Annotated in this window: 17 protein-coding genes; 8 read left to right on the top strand and 9 right to left on the bottom strand. The window is 65.3% G+C overall.

Translation table 11 applies throughout. The annotated features are described in order from the left end of the window. Nucleotides 1-81 precede the first annotated feature (81 nt). Nucleotides 82-1401 carry a HAMP domain-containing sensor histidine kinase gene (locus tag ACZY0B_RS00895; RefSeq protein WP_463762364.1) on the top strand — a complete coding sequence of 440 codons (1320 nt, stop codon included), beginning with the start codon at nt 82-84 and terminating at the stop codon, nt 1399-1401. On the opposite strand, the gene ACZY0B_RS00890 is transcribed toward ACZY0B_RS00895, so the two are convergent. Then, entirely contained in the window at nt 1353-2051 is a 699-nt protein-coding gene (locus tag ACZY0B_RS00890) for a response regulator transcription factor (RefSeq protein ID WP_463762052.1), read from the bottom strand. The genes ACZY0B_RS00895 and ACZY0B_RS00890 overlap by 49 nt on opposite strands. Nucleotides 2052-2251: 200 nt before the next feature. On the opposite strand from ACZY0B_RS00890, the gene ACZY0B_RS00885 reads away from it, so the two are divergent. Further along, nucleotides 2252-3103: a COG4705 family protein gene (locus ACZY0B_RS00885; RefSeq protein WP_463762051.1), complete on the top strand. Its 852-nt coding sequence runs from the start codon at nt 2252-2254 to the stop codon at nt 3101-3103. 57 nt (nt 3104-3160) lie between these two features. Here ACZY0B_RS00885 and ACZY0B_RS00880 read toward each other — a convergent pair whose 3' ends face one another. Beyond that, nucleotides 3161-4351 carry a PPE family protein gene (locus tag ACZY0B_RS00880; protein ID WP_463762050.1) on the bottom strand — a complete coding sequence of 397 codons (1191 nt, stop codon included), beginning with the start codon at nt 4349-4351 and terminating at the stop codon, nt 3161-3163. A 76-nt stretch (nt 4352-4427) separates the two neighbouring features. Further along, complete coding sequence (locus tag ACZY0B_RS00875; protein WP_463762049.1) at nt 4428-5669, bottom strand: PPE family protein; 1242 nt, start codon at nt 5667-5669, stop codon at nt 4428-4430. A gap of 635 nt (nt 5670-6304) precedes the next feature. On the opposite strand from ACZY0B_RS00875, the gene ACZY0B_RS00870 reads away from it, so the two are divergent. Beyond that, the gene (locus ACZY0B_RS00870) at nt 6305-6871 is read left to right on the top strand and encodes a hypothetical protein (RefSeq protein ID WP_463762048.1); all 567 of its coding nucleotides are present in this window, start codon (nt 6305-6307) and stop codon (nt 6869-6871) included. Here the strand turns inward: ACZY0B_RS00870 and ACZY0B_RS00865 are convergent. The 4 genes from ACZY0B_RS00865 to ACZY0B_RS00850 all read right to left on the bottom strand — a co-directional run bounded on the left by ACZY0B_RS00865 (nt 6868) and on the right by ACZY0B_RS00850 (nt 9391). Continuing rightward, complete coding sequence (locus ACZY0B_RS00865; RefSeq protein WP_463762363.1) at nt 6868-8232, bottom strand: cytochrome P450; 1365 nt, start codon at nt 8230-8232, stop codon at nt 6868-6870. The genes ACZY0B_RS00870 and ACZY0B_RS00865 overlap by 4 nt on opposite strands. Next, the gene (locus tag ACZY0B_RS00860; RefSeq protein WP_463762047.1) at nt 8216-8596 is read right to left on the bottom strand and encodes a thiol-disulfide oxidoreductase DCC family protein; all 381 of its coding nucleotides are present in this window, start codon (nt 8594-8596) and stop codon (nt 8216-8218) included. The genes ACZY0B_RS00865 and ACZY0B_RS00860 overlap by 17 nt, the downstream gene beginning before the upstream one ends. A gap of 23 nt (nt 8597-8619) precedes the next feature. Next, nucleotides 8620-8922 (bottom strand): DUF4193 domain-containing protein, encoded by a 303-nt coding sequence (locus tag ACZY0B_RS00855; RefSeq protein WP_463762046.1) that lies wholly within the window; start codon nt 8920-8922, stop codon nt 8620-8622. 169 nt (nt 8923-9091) lie between these two features. Next, complete coding sequence (locus tag ACZY0B_RS00850; RefSeq protein ID WP_463762045.1) at nt 9092-9391, bottom strand: hypothetical protein; 300 nt, start codon at nt 9389-9391, stop codon at nt 9092-9094. 120 nt (nt 9392-9511) lie between these two features. Here ACZY0B_RS00850 and ACZY0B_RS00845 point away from each other — a divergent pair, with 120 nt between their 5' ends. Then, a complete protein-coding gene (locus ACZY0B_RS00845; RefSeq protein ID WP_463762044.1) occupies nt 9512-10186 on the top strand; it encodes an HAD family hydrolase in 675 nt (224 codons plus the stop codon). Here ACZY0B_RS00845 and ACZY0B_RS00840 read toward each other — a convergent pair whose 3' ends face one another. Beyond that, nucleotides 10187-10687 carry a DUF6328 family protein gene (locus tag ACZY0B_RS00840; RefSeq protein WP_463762043.1) on the bottom strand — a complete coding sequence of 167 codons (501 nt, stop codon included), beginning with the start codon at nt 10685-10687 and terminating at the stop codon, nt 10187-10189. Between the two features lie 156 nt (nt 10688-10843). On the opposite strand from ACZY0B_RS00840, the gene ACZY0B_RS00835 reads away from it, so the two are divergent. From ACZY0B_RS00835 to ACZY0B_RS00825, 3 genes are read left to right on the top strand one after another with little or no spacing between them, the layout of a single operon-like run. Further along, the gene (locus ACZY0B_RS00835) at nt 10844-11404 is read left to right on the top strand and encodes a hypothetical protein (RefSeq protein WP_463762042.1); all 561 of its coding nucleotides are present in this window, start codon (nt 10844-10846) and stop codon (nt 11402-11404) included. Next, nucleotides 11404-12720: a Dyp-type peroxidase gene (locus ACZY0B_RS00830; RefSeq protein WP_463762041.1), complete on the top strand. Its 1317-nt coding sequence runs from the start codon at nt 11404-11406 to the stop codon at nt 12718-12720. Before ACZY0B_RS00835 ends, ACZY0B_RS00830 begins: the two co-directional genes overlap by 1 nt. Nucleotides 12721-12730: 10 nt before the next feature. Further along, nucleotides 12731-13741, top strand: a complete 1011-nt coding sequence (locus ACZY0B_RS00825; protein WP_463762040.1) for a hypothetical protein — start codon at nt 12731-12733, stop codon at nt 13739-13741. Nucleotides 13742-13743: 2 nt separating this feature from the next. Here ACZY0B_RS00825 and ACZY0B_RS00820 read toward each other — a convergent pair whose 3' ends face one another. Then, nucleotides 13744-14112, bottom strand: a complete 369-nt coding sequence (locus ACZY0B_RS00820; protein WP_463762038.1) for an STAS domain-containing protein — start codon at nt 14110-14112, stop codon at nt 13744-13746. 159 nt (nt 14113-14271) lie between these two features. Between ACZY0B_RS00820 and ACZY0B_RS00815 the strand changes: the two genes are divergently transcribed. Further along, complete coding sequence (locus ACZY0B_RS00815; protein WP_463762037.1) at nt 14272-15153, top strand: STAS domain-containing protein; 882 nt, start codon at nt 14272-14274, stop codon at nt 15151-15153. Nucleotides 15154-15162 lie beyond the last annotated feature (9 nt).

Below are 15162 nucleotides of genomic sequence, written 5' to 3'. Positions count from 1 at the left end.
TACGGAGGATGGACACTGAGGCTGTTACGCCCGCGCGTTTGGAGCATCTCGGCCCGGTCGGCATTGGTGTCGGCCACGGTCATGCTGGTAGCGCTCACGGTGGCCGGCCTGATCCTGCTGTCGGTGTTGTACTTCTCTTTGCTTTCGGCGGTCGACGACGCGGCGGTGAGCCGCCTGCACGACATCACCAAGGCGTTGCAGTCAGAAACCACTCCCGATCTCGATCCGCCCCTGTTGGCCACCGGACAGCGCATCGTGGCTGTTCAAATACTCGATAGCGCCGGCCATCCGGTGTCCGAGTCAAGTTCCGCGCCCAGGCGGCCGCTGGTGCCGCTCGACACGATCGGAAGTACCCCGCGGACCGGGATCGCGGCGGTCGGGATACGCGATGTGCGGGTATCCGGGCAGTCGCTCGAGACGCCGTCGGGGCGTTATGTCGTACTTGTCGGCGCCGGCACCGAGGATGTGGAGACCACAGTGTTGACGGTGACGCTCGGCCTGTCGGCAGCCGCGCCACTGGTGATCGCGGCGGCCGCCCTGGCCACCTATCTTCTGGTGCGACGGTCACTGCGTTCAGTAGAGGCGATTCGCACCCGGGTTGCCGATATAAGCGCCTCCGATCTTGCAGAACGGGTGCCCGTACCTTCGCACCGCGATGAGATCTTCACGCTGGCCACCACAATGAACCAGATGCTTTCCCGTCTCGAATCCGGTCAAGCCGCTCAACGTCGATTCATCGCGGACGCATCCCATGAATTGCGCAGCCCGCTGGCGACGGTGATCTCGGCCCTGGAAGTCGGTGTCGCCCACCCCGATCTGCTCGACGATCGGCTTGCGGCAGACACGCTGTTGCCGGAAGCGCGGCGGATGCAGGCGTTGGTGGACGACCTGTTGCTGTTGGCCCGTGCCGACGAGCGAGGCTTGGCGCTGCGCCGCGCCGACACGGACCTCGACGATTTGGCCGGCACCGAGGTGACCCGACTGCGGCGCGAGACGGTGCTGGATGTGCATGCCGATCTTGCCCCGACGCGGCTGGTAGCTGACGCCGGCGCGCTGTCGCGGGTGCTGCGCAACCTCCTCGACAACGCGGCGCGACACGCCAATTCCCGGGTGGAGGTGGTGGTGCGATCGGAGCACGGTCAAGCGTGCCTGACCGTGACCGACGACGGCCCAGGGATCCCGCCCGCCGATCGGGCAAGGGTGTTCGAGCGGTTCGTTCGACTCGACACCAACCGCTCTCGTGGCGGTGGCGGCACCGGGCTGGGACTGGCGATCGTGTTCGAAATCGTGGCCGCACACGGCGGCAGCGTGCACGTCGACGACCGTCCCGGCGGCGGCACTGCCGTCGTCGTTCAGCTTCCGCTGGTCGCGTCGGCGTCGTCCTCGGCATCCAGCCGGTAGCCGACGCCGCGGACTGTTTCAATGGTGTTGGTGCCGAACGGGATATCGATCTTGCGCCGCAGATAACCGACATAGACCTCGACGACGTTGTCGTCCCCGTCGAAGTGTGCATCCCACACGTTTTGCAGGATGTCGGCCTTGCTCACTACCGCACCCTTGTTGCGGATCAGATACTGCAGCAGACCGTACTCGCGCGGCGTCAAACTGATCGTGTCGTCGTTGCGCCGCACGACGCGCCGCACCGGATCCAGCGACAACGTGCCGGCGGTCAACACGACCGGCCGCTGCGGCGCCCCGCGGCGAACCAGTGCCCGCAAACGCGCGAGCAGCACGATGAATGAGAACGGTTTGGTCAGGTAGTCATCGGCGCCCAAATCGAACGCGTCCGCCTGCTCGTAATCGCCGTCCTTGGCGGTGAGCATCAACACCGGTGTCCACACCTCGGCCGTGCGCATGCGGCGCAGCACCTCGTAGCCGCTCAACCCCGGCAGCATGATGTCCAAAATGATTGCGTCGAAACGGTTCTCAGTGGCCTCCCACAACCCGTCGCGACCGTTGTCGGCGGTCGTCACCACACATCCCTCGGCGCGCAAGCCCATCGTCAGCGTCGCCGCCAGCCGCGGCTCGTCCTCGACGACCAGCACCTTCACCTGCTGTGGTCCTTGCACACCGTCGCGTCACCCATCGGACCACCATGGCACGGGAACGCTGAGGAAACACTGAGGTCCCCGGCTCTCAGCTTCCTCTCAACTCGGTTCAGGAAGTATGGAGCCAGCACCGGCACACACCGGCGCGACTGCCCCCCGCACAAAAGTTGGCCACCAACCGACCTATCGAGAGGTGATCACCCATGAGCGAGATGACGAAACATGCGTTGAGCAAGGTGCCGGCGGTCACTCTTGGCTTTTGGGTCATCAAGGTCTTAGCCACGACGCTCGGCGAGACCGGCGGCGATACCGTCACGATGACGCTGGATTGGGGATATCTGGCCGGTGTAGCACTTTTCGGCTTCGCCCTGGTCGCACTTGTCGTTGTGCAGATTCTTGCCAAGCGCTTCCACGCGAGCCTCTATTGGCTGACGATCGTCGCCTCCACGACGTTCGGCACCGTGTTGGCCGACTTCGCCGACCGCTCGCTGGGGATCGGCTACGCGGGCGGATCGCTTCTGCTGCTGTTCTGCCTGTTGGCCACCCTTGGACTCTGGCATTGGTCGCAGGGAACGGTGTCGGTGAATACCGTCTCGACGCCGAAGGTCGAGGCGTTCTACTGGGCCACGATCACCTTTTCGCAGACTCTGGGCACCGCCCTCGGCGATTGGCTCGCCGACGACGGCGGGCTCGGTTACGAAGGTGGTGCGCTGGTCTTCGGCGTTGCGTTAGTCGGGGTCGCTGCCATGTATTACTGGACGAGCATCTCGCGCGTCACCCTGTTCTGGGTCGCTTTCATCCTGACCCGGCCCCTCGGCGCGACCGTCGGCGATTTCCTTGATAAGCCCGTCGACCACGGCGGCCTGAACCTGAGCCGACCTTTGGCCTCGGCGGTAATCGCGGCCGTCATCATCGTGCTGCTGATCGTCTTGCCGCAGCGCCCGGGCCGCCATCCCGGTGCAGAGCGCGATGCCGAGGCGACGGAGACGGAGCCAGAGGCGGTCGACGAGGCCTCGCCCGATACCGGTCCCGGTCACCGTCCGGGTGGCAGCTGATCAACCCAGAACGTCACGACGCACCCGCCCGCTGGATGGGTCATGGGTGAGATCGCGCTATCCGGCGGCGGGTGGGCGCGCGACGAAGGAGGGCTTGAATCCGTACTGCGGAATGGCGCGGCCGTCGCCTTCGGCGGCCATCTTGCCGGCCAGGGGTACCGGAGGTGAATTCCCTACCTCTGACGCTGGCACCACGATCGGCGCCTTCCCCGTCGGCGGGACCAGCGAGCTGGGCGCCGGCGCGTTCGACGTCCAGCTTGGCGGCACCGACAGTGGACCGACGACCGCGGCTTGGCCGAAGCCTGCCGAGACCGAATTCCCCAGTGCCCCAGCACTACCCGGCAGAGCGACGGTCGTGCCCGCTGGACCCTGCCCCACGCTGGCGGTCGCGCTGGGTGCGCCTTGTTGACCGAGGCTCATGAGACTGGTCGACTTGCCGAGGTATCGAGAGGGCATGTAGAAGGCCGAGATGAAGATGGTGTTCAAGATGTTGCTGTTGGCGAACTGCCCGAAGGCGGTGTCAGTGCCGAAAATGGCGTTGAGGACGCCGTTGAGTCCGATGGTGTCACTCGCCGAGCCGGGTGCAAACGGGTTCCACCCACCCGGCGCGTTGGGCATCGCGGACATCATCTGCGACAGCGCGCCCTGCTGGGTACCGGCGGGTGTGCCGACGGCCTGGGTCACCGCGGCGGACTGGGCGATGAGCCCACCGGGGCTGGTGGTCTGGCCGGGCAGGTCGAACGGGATCAGTTCGGTGGCAACCGACGAGGCGGCCGCGTAGCCGTACATGGCGGAGGCGTCTTGAGCCCACATTTCGGCGTACTCGGCCTCGGTGGCCGCGATCGCGGGAGTGTTCTGGCCCAGAACGTTCGTTGCGATCAGCATCATCAGCCGAGCACGGTTGGCCGCGACGACTGTTGGAGGCACGGTGGCCGCGAACGCTGCTTCATAGGCAGCCGCCGCGGCCTCGGCCTGTACCGCGGTGTGCTCGGCGTGGCCCCCGGTGGCATTAAGCCATGCCACGTACGGCACCGCCGCGGCCGTCATCTTGGCCGATGTCGGGCCATGCCAGTGGCCGTTCAACTCCGCCAGCGTTGAACTGTAACCCTTTGCCGTGGAACATAATTCGGCCGCCAGTCTGTTCCAGGCGGCCGCGGCGGCCAACATCGGGCCCGGGCCCGGGCCCGCGTACATGCGACCGGAGTTGACTTCGGGTGGAAGCAGCGCGAAATCCAGTGCCGGGATCACCGGCTGCCTCCTCCCTCACGGTAGCTGCGCTCGTGGCGGCTCCAAAGGCCGCAAGTGACGTGCCACCGGTGCGGTGTTAGCCAGCGGCGGGTGGGCGTGCGACGAAGCTGGGTTTGAAGCCGTATTGGGGGACCTGGCGGCCGTAGCCTCTGCCGGTCATGCCGGCCAGGGGAACGCCAGGCATGCCGGCGGCCACTGCTGCTGGTGAGGCAAACATGGGTGTGGCGCCCAGCGCCGAGGACGGTCGGGCTTGCGGTGTGTCCACCCAGCTCGGTGGGACCGACAGGGGTCCGACCGGGGCGGCGTTGCCCAGGGCCGCGGAAACGGAGTTGCCCGCAGCCGCAGCCACGGCTTCGGTCGCGGCTGCTGCGGCCGCGCTGTCGGCCACACCCGTAGTGACTTCGGCGGCAGCTCCGCCGACTTGGCTCAGGCCGATGAAGTCAGAGGCGGTGCCCAGGAAGTTGCTCGGCAAGTAGAACCCCGACCCAAAGATGGTGTTCCAGATGTTGGCGTTGACGAACTGCCCAAACGCGCTATCCATGCCGAACACGGAGTTGAGCACGCCGTTGAGCCCGGTGGTGTCACTTGCCGATCCTGGAGCGAACGGATTCCAGCCGCTCAGTTCAAAGCCCGTCGCCGATGACGTCAGGGCCGGCGAGGCCAGGTCTTGCAGATTGCCGGGCACGGTGTCCATCAGCGTCGAGAGCGTGGACTGCCCGGTGCCCACGTCGGCAGCGGCGGCCTGGCCCACCGCTGCGCCCTGCTCCGACAGCCCGGCGATATCGGTGATCTGCTGGGGTGGGTCGAACTGGGTCAAATCGGTGACCACCGCCGAGGTGCTCGCATAGCCATACATCGCGGCGGCGTCTTGGGCCCACATCTCGCCGTACTGGGCCTCGGTGGCCGCGATTGCCGGAATGTTTTGCCCCATCACATTGGTAGCCAGCAGCTCGGCCAGTTGCGCACGATTGATCGCGATCTGCGGCGGGGGCACCGTGACCGCGAACGCCGTCTCGTAGGCCGCCGCCGCGGCCTCGGCCTGGGTCGCGGTCTGCTCGGCTTGTGCTGCCGTGGTATTCATCCACACCACATAGTGGGCAGCCGCGGCCGCCATCGCCGCCGAGGCCGGCCCATGCCACTCCTGCTCGGTCAACGCCGAGAGCACCGCCTCGTACGACAACGCCGTCGACCGCAACTCTGCCGCGAGCGACTTCCACGCCGAGGCCGCCACCAGCAAAGGTCCTGAACCCGGACCCGAATACATCCGGGCCGAGTTGATTTCCGGAGGTAGCAATGCAAAATCCAACACTGCAGTCACTATTCAACTCCCTGAAAAGCCGCCAACCTCGGCGGCGCCTGCGTGGCCGTACGCCGCACCTTCACAGCTCGCGGATCCAGTCCGCGAGGCTCTTCTCGACAGTCGCGCATAAGAACTCGTCGACCGAGGCACTTCGCGCCTCAGTAACCGTGCCGGGCCCGGTGTTGCTCACAGCGCCCGACGGTACAGATTCATAGCTGAGCGGCCGCTGAGAAATCATCGGAGTGTGGCCTGCGACCGCGTTTATACGACGTCGCACCGATCCTCGCCATGCCCTCCGGGTTTAGGACGACATTTGCTGTCAGAGTTCAGCGGTATACGCAATCCCGGGCGGTCCGGCTAAGAGTGCTGAGCCGCGCGCCAAACATGGCCCGGTGCACAATGCTCGCCGCGATGTGGACGAAATTCTGCCCGCCGGGGCTGCGCTGACTGACAACCCCGCGCCCGCTTCGCCCCGGCAGCCGATCCGACCGTCGCGCTCAGCCGCCCAAATTCGCCGTCGCCTCAGCAAATCCGGCGGAGGTCGTATCTCAGCCGCCGGGAAAATGCGCGACGCCCGGACCGCAAACTAGGACGCACATCGGTCCTCGTCGTCGCCTCGCCGGGATGACCACCCCACATTATGCTTGGCCCGCATGGCATTGGTCAGGCCGAACACCGGGCAACGCGGGACTCGCGAGCGCGTGACCAAAGCCCCCGATTCTTCGGTTGACAACGACTTCCCTTGCCACCCAACTCTTTTGCAGATCGCACAACGGCAGCAGGAGATCGACGTGTGGGAGGCGCTGCAGGTCGGCGGCTATGGATTCGCCAAGCCCGGCACGATCATCAGTTTCCTGGCCTCCGCCGTGATGCTGTTTCTCGCGCTGAGCCCTATCCCGCCGAACTGGCCATGGAACATCCCGCTGGTCATCGGGGCTATTTTCGGGGCAGTGGCGATGGTGGTCTGTGGTCTTTTGTGGTTCGACAACCCAAAAGCCGCCCCTCGCCCGGAGCGTCTGGCGATCGTGCCGTTCTCACGGGCGGAGAACCTGCACCTGATGAACCGGCAACCCGTCGAGCCGTATGTGGCGACCTGCACCTGTCCGGGTTGCGGCGATCTATCCACCCACCTGGTTCGCCAACCCGTCGAGGGCGAATCGCAGTGGTCGACAGTGACCCGGCATTGCCGGGTATGCGGACGGGAATGGGCGCAGGGTTAGACGGCGCGCGGTGCACGGGGGCGATACCGCACCCGGGTTCCATGCTGGGGCGCAAGCATTATCGAGCGCCGCACTATCCGCTCCGCCTTCTCGTCGACGGCGCTGAACTCGCCATCGCGCAGCAATGCGTGCAACACGGTGACCAGCTCTCGCATCGAAAAGCTCGCGCCCAGACAGCGTTTCACACCGCCGCCGAACGGAACCCAGGCGTAGGTTTGCGGCCGGTTGCCGAGAAAGCGCTCGGGGCGGAACTCGTTCGGATACGCGTAGGTCTGCGGGTTGCGGTTGATCGCGATGATATGGACGACGATCCGCGTTCCGGCGTCGACGCAGTAGCCGCCGATGGGAAAGGGTTGCGCGGCAACGCGTGCCGTGAACGGCGCCGGTGGCCGTATTCGCAACGTCTCGTTGATCACCGCGGTGGTGAAGTCTTCCCCACCGCCGATGGCTTCGTCCCGCACCCGTCGTAGCGCATCGGGATGGTGCAGCAGAAGGTCGAAGGCCCAGGCCAGTGTGGTGGCGGTGGTTTCATGGCCGGCCAGCATCAAGGTGATCAGATCGTCACGGATCTCGTTGTCCGACAACTGCTCTCCGTCATCGCCACGCGCGGACATCAGCAATGCCAGAATGTCGAGCTGCTCGTTGAGACGGGGATCGGCCCGCCGTCGGGCGATCAACGGCATGACGACGTCATCGATCTCTCTGTTGGCTTGCGCCCGCGCGGGCCACACCCGCAGGGTGCCCAGCCGCCGCAGCGCGTAGCGGACCGTCAACTGCTCGGAGACACCGAGATTCAGCAATCGCTCGAACGGGCGGCCCAGTCGCCGCACCTCACCAGGATCGTCGACACCGAAGATGACCTTGACGATCACGTCCAGCATCAGCGACCGCGCCGCCTCCAGCATCTGGAACGGACGGTCAACGGGCCAGCTGCGCATAGCCGCGCGGGCTGACTCCTCCATGATCGGCACGTAACTGCTCAGCGCCGCGCCGTGCAGTGGCGGCGTCAGAAGCTTCCGCCGCCGCAGATGTTCGGGCTCCTCCTGGACGAACATCGATCCGGACCCGTAGATCGCCGCCGCAGGTCCCACGCCTTCCCCACCGAGCAGGACCTCGGGCGGGGCGGTGAAAACCTGCTTGACCAGCTCGGGGTCCGACACAATCGCCACATTCCCCAAACTGAGGATGGGCATCGTCATGATCGGTCCGTACCGGCGTATCAATCGCAGCATCCGGCGCTCGCCGCCGACCAGATACGCAAGCGCGTACGCCGCGGCGAAGGCCGCACGGAACGCGCGCGGCGCGGGCAATCCGGGTAGGCGGCTCAAGCCATTCGGGTGGCGACTACGCGCAGCGCTCAGGCTCGGCCTCGCAGAGCGGCGTCGCACCGCGGAAACGATAGCGGTGTGCCGACACCCAGTGGTAGATGGCGTTCTGCACCACGCCAACGCCGGGGATGCGGTAGATCCAGAGCGGGACGCGCGTGCCCAGCGCCACGGCCAGGGCGGCATTCATGGCGTGCGCACCGTCCAAGATCGCGCCCGAGGAATCCAGCCACCACGCCGATTTCAGCATTCGGTCGTCGGTGACGCCGAGCCTGTCGGCCATCCCGGGGGTCTGCATCGGTTCGATGCGCAGCATGCCCGACCGATCCCACCGAGCCAATGCGTTGACCGCCCGAGTGCACACCCCACACCGGCCGTCAAAAACTAAAATGCCGTGCATTCTTCGATTGTATTCCAAACGCGCTACGCGCAATCGGTGCAAACGGGAAGCCCCGAGCTGGACAGGACCATCCGGTGCCGGTGCTGAACCAGGTAGCAGCTCGAGCAGGTGAACTCGTCGGACCGCTGCGGAATCACCGTCACGACCAGTTCTTCACCGGACAAATCCGCGCCGGGCAGCTCGAAGAAGTGCACATCGTCGGGGTCCTCGTCGACGACCGCCTTGGATGATCCCGACAAATTGGGATCAAGCTGGCGCAGTTCGGATGGTTCCTGGTTCTCGACGTCGGTCACCCGGCGCGCGTCGTAATCGCTTGCGGTCTTCATGGGCATACCTTCCTGGTGAGCGGCCGGGTTGACGCACGTCCGATGTACTCCCCCGTGGCACAGGCGGTACCCCGTTCCGGGGCCCCCCACACTGGTCCAATAGAAGAAAATTGCGCACCCGACAATTCGAGCCGCCAATTCGCCCTCTCACCGAGCCGAGCGACCACGATCAACTGCTCGGCGGAGGCGCCGGGGTGTTCGAGCACATCGCTACAAGCTGCAGTTCTGCCTCACGAACACGGCGGTGGGCGGCAATCAGCCAGGCTGAGCCCGCAACACCGAAGACGACCGCCAGAATGGCGGCTAGCGCACCAATGTGGACGTCCCCGGAAGCCGATTCATACAGGCCAAAAGCCAGGGCGGTCACAGCGCCCGCTACCGCGGCCAATCCGGGGATGTTGGCGGTGTCTTTCAGTGATTCGCCGGCATGCTGACGCGTGGTACGTGAATGGTCAACCGGGTAATCCATCTCAGGCTCCTCCCGAAACGTGCTCTGTGCTAATACGATTCACGTTGCGAGGGTGCATCCGGTTCAAAGTCGGCTTTTGCGACCCGTGTCAGCTGCCCTGTTGGCGGGTATGCCGCAGCGATGAGTGCTCCCGCAGTCCTGTTCGACGTGGACGGAACCTTGGTCGATTCCAACTATCTGCACGTCTACTCGTGGCTGCGAGCCTTTGACTCCCAGGGCGTATCGGTCGCAGGCTGGCAGATCCACCGCTGCATCGGCATGGACGGCTCGAAGTTGGTACGCACCCTTTCCGGTGATGCTCCGGCGGATGTGCAGGATCGGCTCAGCGATGCGCACAGCCGCTATTACCGCGAGATCTCGCACCTGCTGGCGCCGCTGCCGGGTGCGCGGGAGTTGTTGCGCCGCGTGGCCGATCTGGGCCTGCAGGTGGTACTAGCGAGTTCGGCCCCCGACGACGAACTCGAGATGCTGCGCAAGGTGCTCGACTGCGACGACGTGATCGCAGCGACGACATCGTCGCGCGACGTCGATACCGCCAAACCCGATCCGGGCATCGTGGAAGTGGCGCTGGGCCGGGCGGGGGCGACGCCCGAGAACGCGGTGTTCGTCGGCGACGCCGTCTGGGATGCACACGCCGCCAAGGCCGCCGGGGTCCCGTGCATCGGGGTGCTGAGCGGCGGCGTCTCCCGCGAGGAGTTGGCGGCAGCCGGCGCGTCACCGATCTTCGCCGATGCGCAGGACCTCCTTGAACAGCTGGGCTCCACCCGCATCGCGGCGCTGGCGCCCGGCCGCTGACTACATGCCGTGGGTGCGCAGCGATAGCGGCAAGAGCCACCAAAAGGTTGCGAACATCGCCAGCGCACATGCCCCCGCGATCAGCCCCGCCGTCGTCCCGGCCACCGCGACAAAGACGATGACCGTCACCCCGGTCAGCGCCAACCCGAGCAGCGCCAGGCCGGCGTAGGCGCACCGGTGTGCGGCCGACACCAGCACCTGCAGGCGGTGCCGGCGAAACAGCAGCCGGTGAATACCGACCGGTGCGATCAGCAGCACCGTTGCGCCCACCGAACATCCCACCGTCGCGAGATACGCCACCCGCATGTCGTGATCGAGAACGTCGAACCGCTGCTGGAATGGGAGCGTCAACAGGAACCCGGTGAGCAGCTGCACGCCGGTCTGCACCACGCGCAGTTCCTGCAGCAGGCTGTTCCAGTTGCGGTCGAGCCGCTCGATTTCAGTCTCGCCGCGGGTATCACGGTCCCATCGCTGGTCGTCTTCCGGGTGGTCGACATCCATGCCAGTAATCATCGCACCGAATGCGGGCGAGGTGTTCGCGCGGTGAGCACGAAATAGATACCCAAACCCCTCCGGCGGTGCAACGATACGGAGGTGGGCGACACTCGCGGTGCGCTGACACCCGACCCATGAAATGACCAACAAAGGGAGAGTCAGATGCCGGCGAATGAGCACGAGTGGAGCAAACCCGCGGCGATGGCCATTCCCGCCGACGGCTATTTCGAACTTCAGCGCGGCAGGTACGGCCCGGTCTTCCCGAGAACGCCTGCCTGCTATGGGTTCTCGATCATCGCCAAGGTCAAGCCCGGCCGCGAGGACGCAATCCGCGAGTACGGCAAGGTAATCGAGGCCGCCATCGCCGAACATCCGGATCTGCTTGCCCCGCTGCGCCTGCACTATCTGCGCTGGGTCTTGTTCGATGTCGGCGGCGGGCTGCATTTCCAATACCAGGGGATCTTCGACACCGACTTCGACAAGTACACCGAAGACGCGATCAAGCTGTTCTCGCAATCGGGCGTCACCACCGTCTTCACCAATCTCGAAGGCTTTCCAGATGATTGGCAGACCAACCCCGAGGCGTTCATCAAGTTTGTGCGCGAGCACCAATGCCCCAGCTTTCTCGAATACGGGGAGTACCCGTACGTCACCGCCGACGAGATCAAGAAGGCGCTCCGGCTCAAGGCCGCGTTCTCCGACATGCTCGACCAAATGCAATGATGCTTGACCTCGACAATATCCAGCACATCCTGGTGACACGGACGCCCGCGATGACCGGGCGCTACGAGTTTTTGTCGTTCGGCGATGCCGCCGGGGGCCGGGCATGGCTTTCCGAACTGCTGGACAAAGTCCAATCGGCATCGGACGCCCGCAAGACGATGGACAGCCAAGATCGCTGGATCACGCTTGCCTTTACCTGGAATGGCCTGCGGGCACTGGGCGTTTCGGAGGATTCGCTGGCCAGTTTCCCGGACGCGTTCCGGGAAGGCATGGCGGCGCGCGCCGACATCTTGGGCGACACCGGCTCCAACCACCCCGATAATTGGGCTGGCGGCCTGGCCGGCGATGATCTGCACGCGATCGCAATCCTGTTCGCCCGCAACGACACCGAGCATCACCGCTGCACTGCGGTGCACGCCGAACTGGTCGCGCGGTGCCCCGGGGTGCGAGTGCTGTCACATCTCGACTTGAACGCGACGCCGCCGTTCGACTACGCCCACGATCATTTCGGTTTCCGGGACCGATTGTCCCAGCCGGTGATCGAGGGAAGCGGCGAAGAACCCACACCGGGTTCGGGCGGGCCGCTGAAGGCGGGAGAATTCATCCTGGGCTATCCCGACGAGGAAGGCGTCGTCGCGAATGCGCCTCAACCAGAAGAGTTATCGCGCAATGGCAGCTACATGGCATACCGCCGCCTGCAGGAGCACGTCGGCGCGTTTCGCGGCTACCTCGACGAGCAGGCGGGCACATCCGACGAGCAAGACCTTCTCGCCGCGAAGCTGATGGGCAGGTGGCGAAGTGGCGCGCCGCTGGTCCTCGCGCCCACGCATGACGACCCGGAGCTCGGCGCAGACCCCTTGCGCAACAACGACTTCAACTACAAAGAGATGGATCCATTCGGGTACGCCGTGCCCTTGGGGTGCCACATGCGTCGGCTGAACCCCCGCGACACGGCCGTCAACATGAACCGGCGCCGGATGATCCGGCGCGGCGCGACCTACGGCGAGGCACTTCCCGAGGGCGCCGACGACGACGGCGCGGACCGGGGCATCGCGGCGTTCATCATCTGCGCCAGCCTGGTGCGCCAATTCGAGTTCGCGCAAAACGTGTGGATCAACGACCACAACTTCCACGAGCTGGGCAACGAACACGACCCGATCTGCGGAACACAAGACGGCACAATGGAATTCAAGATTCCGAAGCGTCCCATCCGCAAAGTTCTCAAGGGCCTGCCCGCCTTCACCACCCTCACCGGCGGCGCCTACTTCTTCCTTCCGGGTCTCAACGGCCTTCGATACCTGGTCGCGCTCACCTAGTGGAGACACCATGAATACGCCCGCACGCACCTATAACCAGACACAGGTTCCCCGCAAGCACACGCCGGGGCACCGTCGCATCAGCATCTACTGGACCTGGAGCTATCCGTGGGAAGCCCAGCGAGATATCGCCGCGATGGACAACCGGTTCTCCACGATGACCGAAGTCCGGCGGGTGGCTTGGCCGAACTACGAGACCGCAGAGTGGGACGAGGCGCACTTCCTGCAGGGCATCGCCGGAACCCTGGAGTTGTTCCACCGCTCGACGTTGCACTTTCAGGAGCTGGCCGGCGAGCTGACCGGTCATCCGGTCGCGGTTTTCCAGCGCATCGACCAGGCCGGCTACCACCTGCCCATCGACGAACGGGTACTGGCCGACACCGACACCTTGATGGTGTTCGGGCTCGACCACGTACTCGCACAGGAAGAGGCCCAACCGGACGAGATCTCCGCGATCGCGGCCTGGCTACAGCGGGAAGGCACTTGCCTGCTGCTGGCGCCTCATCACGACGTCGGTTTCACCGACGATGCGAAGCAGCGTCAAATCGAGTACCTGCACCACGGCGACCCGCTGGTGCCGCGCCAGCAGCGGTTCAGCCAATACACCCGCTCCCTGATGAAGGCGCTGGACGTTCCCGTCCGCAACACGTGGGGGCTGAGGCCGGCCGTCGTCGACGGCACCGATCAGATCGCTCCGCTCACCGGGTTCCGGGATCTGGACACGCCCCGACTGCTCAACAACGTCACAACATTCAACTTTCACCCGCACCTGCCGCACTACGAGCTGACGGCGCCCGAAGGCGAGGGCCTACGTGTGCTGGGCCGTCAACGCATCGACCCGACGCGGCCCCATCCGTTCACCGCCGCAGGCAACACCGAGTTCAATGCGCTGATCTGGATGCCGCCCACCGGCCGGCGCGCAGGCGACATCGTCCTGGTCGACTCGACGAACTTCACGACGCTGTTCGGCGGCACCGACAGCCTGGTGAGCTTCTGGCGCAACTTTTCGCTGATGCGGTGACCTCAGCGGTTGAGTTTGTCGTCTCGCACGGCGGTCAACGCGTCGTCGAGCGTCGGGTACAACGGGAACGTCTTGTCCAGACCGGTCAGGTGAATCGGACGTCGGGTCGCCGGACCACGCGCGACCACGCCGAACTCCGCGGACTTGCCGAGTTTCTCGAAGGTCGCCGCCAGGATCTTCAGCCCAACCGAGCCGAGAAACTCCACCGCGGAGAGGTCGATGACCAGCGCCGTCGGCCCTTCCGCGACGACCGCACCGATGGCTTGCTCCAGGGCCGGAGCGGTGACCAAATCGATTTCACCGCTGACACTGACCACGGACACCCCATCGTGGTCCGCAACCAACGTGGTAATCGAATCAGGAGCTGACAATGGCGATCCTTCGTCCGGGCCTTAAATGTGGTGCAAGCCTAACCTGCCATGCGAACTGCGAGAAGAAGAAGACCTCAACACCTGCCCCGCGTCCAATCAGGCTAGTCTCCCCATAGAACCTGCGCACTGCGGAGCGCGACGCGGCACACGGGAGGCCAGATGTCAGATTCCAGCAGCACCGTCACCACCGCAAGTATCTCCAGTGAAGGTCTGCTTCCGCAGCTAGTGCAGCATCTGCGGCAAAATCGCACCGTTCTGCGGGAGGAGTGGGCGCGCCGCATCACCGAAGCACAACTGCTCACCGCGATGACCCCGGAGGAGCTCTTTTCCGAAGCGACCGCGGTCTACGACAACTACGTCGAGGTGCTCGAGACCGGTAGCGTCGAGGCGCTGCAGGCCTATGCGCGCGACCTGTCCGAGCGCATCATTCCGCGAGGCGTGGAGACCGACGAGGTGCTCGGCATCGTGCTGCTGCTGCGCGACGTGCTGGCCCGCTCGCTGTTCGAGAAGTATCAGACCGAGTTCGACATGCTCAACCGCGTTCTGGACGCCTACGAGCCGGCCGCCAACCGTATCGCCAACACCGTGGGCGTGTCCTTCGTCCAGGAACGCGAGCGCATCATCCGCCAGCAGCAGGAGGCGATCCGCGAGCTGTCGACTCCGGTGCTGCAGGTGCGCGAGCAGCTGCTGATTCTGCCGATCATCGGTGTGCTGGACAGTCAGCGCGCCCGCCAGGTCACCGAGCAGCTGTTGCGAGCCATTCGCGCCAACCGCGCGAAAGTCGTCGTCATCGACATCACCGGTGTGCCGACCATCGACTCGACCGTGGCCAACCACCTGGTGCAGACCGTCGACGCGTCCGGCCTGATGGGTGCGAGCGTGATCATCACCGGCCTGTCCTCGGAGATCGCCCTGACGCTGGTGACGATCGGCCTGGACCTGTCGAAGATGAACGCCGTCGGTGACCTGCAGGGTGGTATCGAAGAAGCCGAGCGCTTGCTCGGCTACGAAGTCACGCGCACCGGCGAGCAGCCGGGGTGAGCACAACTA

It is taken from the genome of Mycobacterium sp. IDUB_19 (assembly GCF_055419445.1).
This window is presented reverse-complemented; position numbering and strand designations above follow the sequence as displayed.